We start from the raw sequence: 2660 nt of genomic DNA, 5'->3' as shown, positions 1-2660 counted from the left end.
GCCGGCCCGCCCTCCGCGCCCGGCCCGCGGCAGCGAGCGCAGGAACCGGACCGCCTCGGCGGCGGGCAGCTCGGCGCGCAGCTCGAAGCCGGCAGCGACCACCTGGGTCTCGGCGAAGCCGCGCAGCCACCGCTCCGGCAGCGGGACCTTCTTCTCGACCAGCGGGCCGTCGAAGCTGGTGACCTCCAGCGCGTCCGGCCCGACCGCGAGGTGCAGCGGGTCGGCCGGGCCGATCCTGGTCAGCGCCTCGCGCAGCGGGTTGTTGACGTCCACGTTGGTGGTGCCGTGGCCGATCTCGTCCCCGTCGAGCCCGGCCTGGAGCACGTCGAGCCGGGCGTAGACGCCGCAGCACCCCGAGAAGGACTCGAAGCGCAGCCGGTCCCCGTTGGCCGTCACCACCGGGTCGAGCGAGGCGCGCAGCTGCGGCTGGTGGTAGCGCGCGGCGGCGACGTCCGCGACCGCGAGCAGTGCCGCGGCGGCCGGCGCCGGATCGGCCAGGAAGCCCGCGAAGAAGCGCGGGTTGGCGGCGGCGCCGAGCGGGGTGGCGCCGCCGGAGGTGGCCAGGTCGAGGCGCCGGCCCTCGGCGCCGTCCAGGACGGCCGACGGGCGCAGATAGCCGTACGCGTGTGCGGATTGCGTCATGTCGAGCACGCTAGGTGAGGGATCTGACAATCCATCGAACCGGCATCCAAATGAAACGCGTTCTATCGCGCCGGGCGTTACCCAGGTCATATCGCCACACGGTTGGCTTCTGCCACTATTGGCCCGTGACCGACCTGACTGAACAGCGGATCCCGACCGAACAGGAGCCCGACCGGGCCGCCTCATTCGCCGGGCTGCTGGAGATCGAGCAACTGAACGAGAACACGTTCCTGGGCTACTGCCACGAAGGCTCCCCCATGCGCGCCTTCGGCGGCCACGTCGCCGCCCAGGCGCTCGTCGCCGCCGGACGCACCTGCGAAGGGCAGCGCGCGGTGCACTCGCTGCACAGCTACTTCCTCCTGCCCTGCGACCCGACCCGACCGGTCACGTACGAGGTCGAGCGACTCCGCGAGGGCGCCACCTACGCCGCCCGCCGGGTCCGGGCAGTACAGGACCGGCAGGAGATCTTCAGCCTCACCGCCTCCTTCAAGCGTCCCGAGCCGACCGACGAGCGCCACCGCGGCATGCCCTCGTCGCCCACCCCGGAGTCCCTGCCCGACGCCCTCTCCCGCTGGCCCAGGGAACTGCGCGAGGCGGTGCGGAACTCGGGCTGTTTCCGCGACATCGAACTGCGCTTCGCGCTGCCGGACTCCCCGGACGTCCCGCCGACCGTCCCCGGGATGCCGCAGCAGTTCGTCTGGATGCGCACCGCCACGCCGCTCCCGGCCCACGACCCACTGCTGCACGCCTGTGCGCTCACCTACCTGTCCGACCTCACCCTGGCCTCCACCGCCGGGCTGAACGAGCAGCCGAACTTCTTCCATCGCCCCGAGCCGCCCCGGCTGCTGCTGGCCTCGCTGGACCACGCGCTGTGGTTCCACCGCCCGTTCCGGGCCGACGAGTGGCTGCTGTTCGCCCAGCGCAGCCCGACCTCCTCGGACGGCCGGGGCCTGACGCTCGGGGAGTTCTACGACCTGGACGGCCGACTGGTCGCCTCGGCCGCCCAGGAGGCTCTGATCCGCAAGCTCGGCTAGCCGGCCCGGCTCCGGGCCGCCCCCGGTGACCTCCGGACGAACGGAAGGGGGCCGAACGGCGTCATACTCCTGAGCGGCCCCGGCCCGTATCATGGTGCGGGTGACCAAGGTTGACCTGTCACCACGGCCGGTGGAGGCGATGTCTCCGCGTCAGCTCGAACGCCGCGAAAGCCTGATCGCGGCCGCGCTCGCCCTGGTGAACGAGATCGGCGTCGAGCGGATGCAGATGAAGCAGGTCTGCGAGCGGTCCGGAGTCGCCCTGGGGACGGCGTACCGCTACTTCTCCTCCAAGGACCACCTCCTGGCGGCGGCGATCGCCGAGTGGCATCGCCTGCTGCTGGCCGACCTGGTGGCCGAGCTGCGCGGGCCGAGGGCCGGGCTGGGTGCCACCGACCGGGCGGTCCGGTTCGTCCGGGGCGGGATGCGGGCCTACCAGCGGCAGCCGGAACTCGCCCGGCTGCGGGTGGCCGTGGCCGCCTCCACCGATCCGTTCGCCAGCGAAGCCCTGCAAGGCATGGCCCGGGCCGACAGCACCGCCCTGCAAGCGGTGACGGCCGAGGTGCCGGCCGCCGCGAGCGACCTGGTGCGGCACATCGTCGCCCACGCCTGGCAGGGCGAGCTGACCGCCTGGGTGACCGGCCGCACCACGCTCGGGGACGCCCGGCGGCGACTGGAGGACGTGGTGCGGCTGGTGCTGACCCCGTACGAGACGCGGTACCCGGCCCCGTACGAGGCCCATTCCACCGGCTGAGCGCGCGTCGGCTCGCCGGCCCGCGGCTCAGACCACCGTCACCGGGTGGGCCACCACCGCACCGAACAGGTAGCCCTCCCGGTTGAACACGGCCCGCTCGGGCTGGGTGTCGCCCCGGTCGTCCGTCGCGCGGGCGCGCAGCTCGTACGGCCCGGGCCGCTCGGGGCGCCAGGCGACGCTCCAGCGCGTCCAGCCGTCGGCCTGCGGCTCGTCGCGCAGTTCGGCGCGCCGCC

At 73.6% G+C, this 2660-nt stretch carries 2 protein-coding genes and 2 pseudogenes; 2 read left to right on the top strand and 2 right to left on the bottom strand.

All coding sequences use genetic code 11. The features are described 5' to 3' along the window. A pseudogene (locus tag KS423_RS43120) lies at positions 1–642 on the bottom strand (SWIM zinc finger family protein); the annotation flags it as partial. 125 nt (positions 643–767) lie between these two features. Here KS423_RS43120 and KS423_RS43115 point away from each other — a divergent pair. Beyond that, positions 768–1676 (top strand): acyl-CoA thioesterase II, encoded by a 909-nt coding sequence (locus tag KS423_RS43115; protein ID WP_308020322.1) that lies wholly within the window; start codon positions 768–770, stop codon positions 1674–1676. Between the two features lie 100 nt (positions 1677–1776). Further along, the gene (locus KS423_RS43110) at positions 1777–2427 is read left to right on the top strand and encodes a TetR/AcrR family transcriptional regulator (RefSeq protein WP_224285151.1); all 651 of its coding nucleotides are present in this window, start codon (positions 1777–1779) and stop codon (positions 2425–2427) included. Between the two features lie 27 nt (positions 2428–2454). Here the strand turns inward: KS423_RS43110 and KS423_RS43105 are convergent. After that, positions 2455–2660, bottom strand: a pseudogene (locus KS423_RS43105) (sulfite oxidase); the annotation flags it as partial.

Source organism: Streptomyces sp. LS1784, from assembly GCF_020103755.1.
GTDB lineage: Bacteria > Actinomycetota > Actinomycetes > Streptomycetales > Streptomycetaceae > Kitasatospora.
Note: the sequence above shows the minus strand (reverse complement) of the source record. Positions and strands in the feature narration are given on the sequence as shown.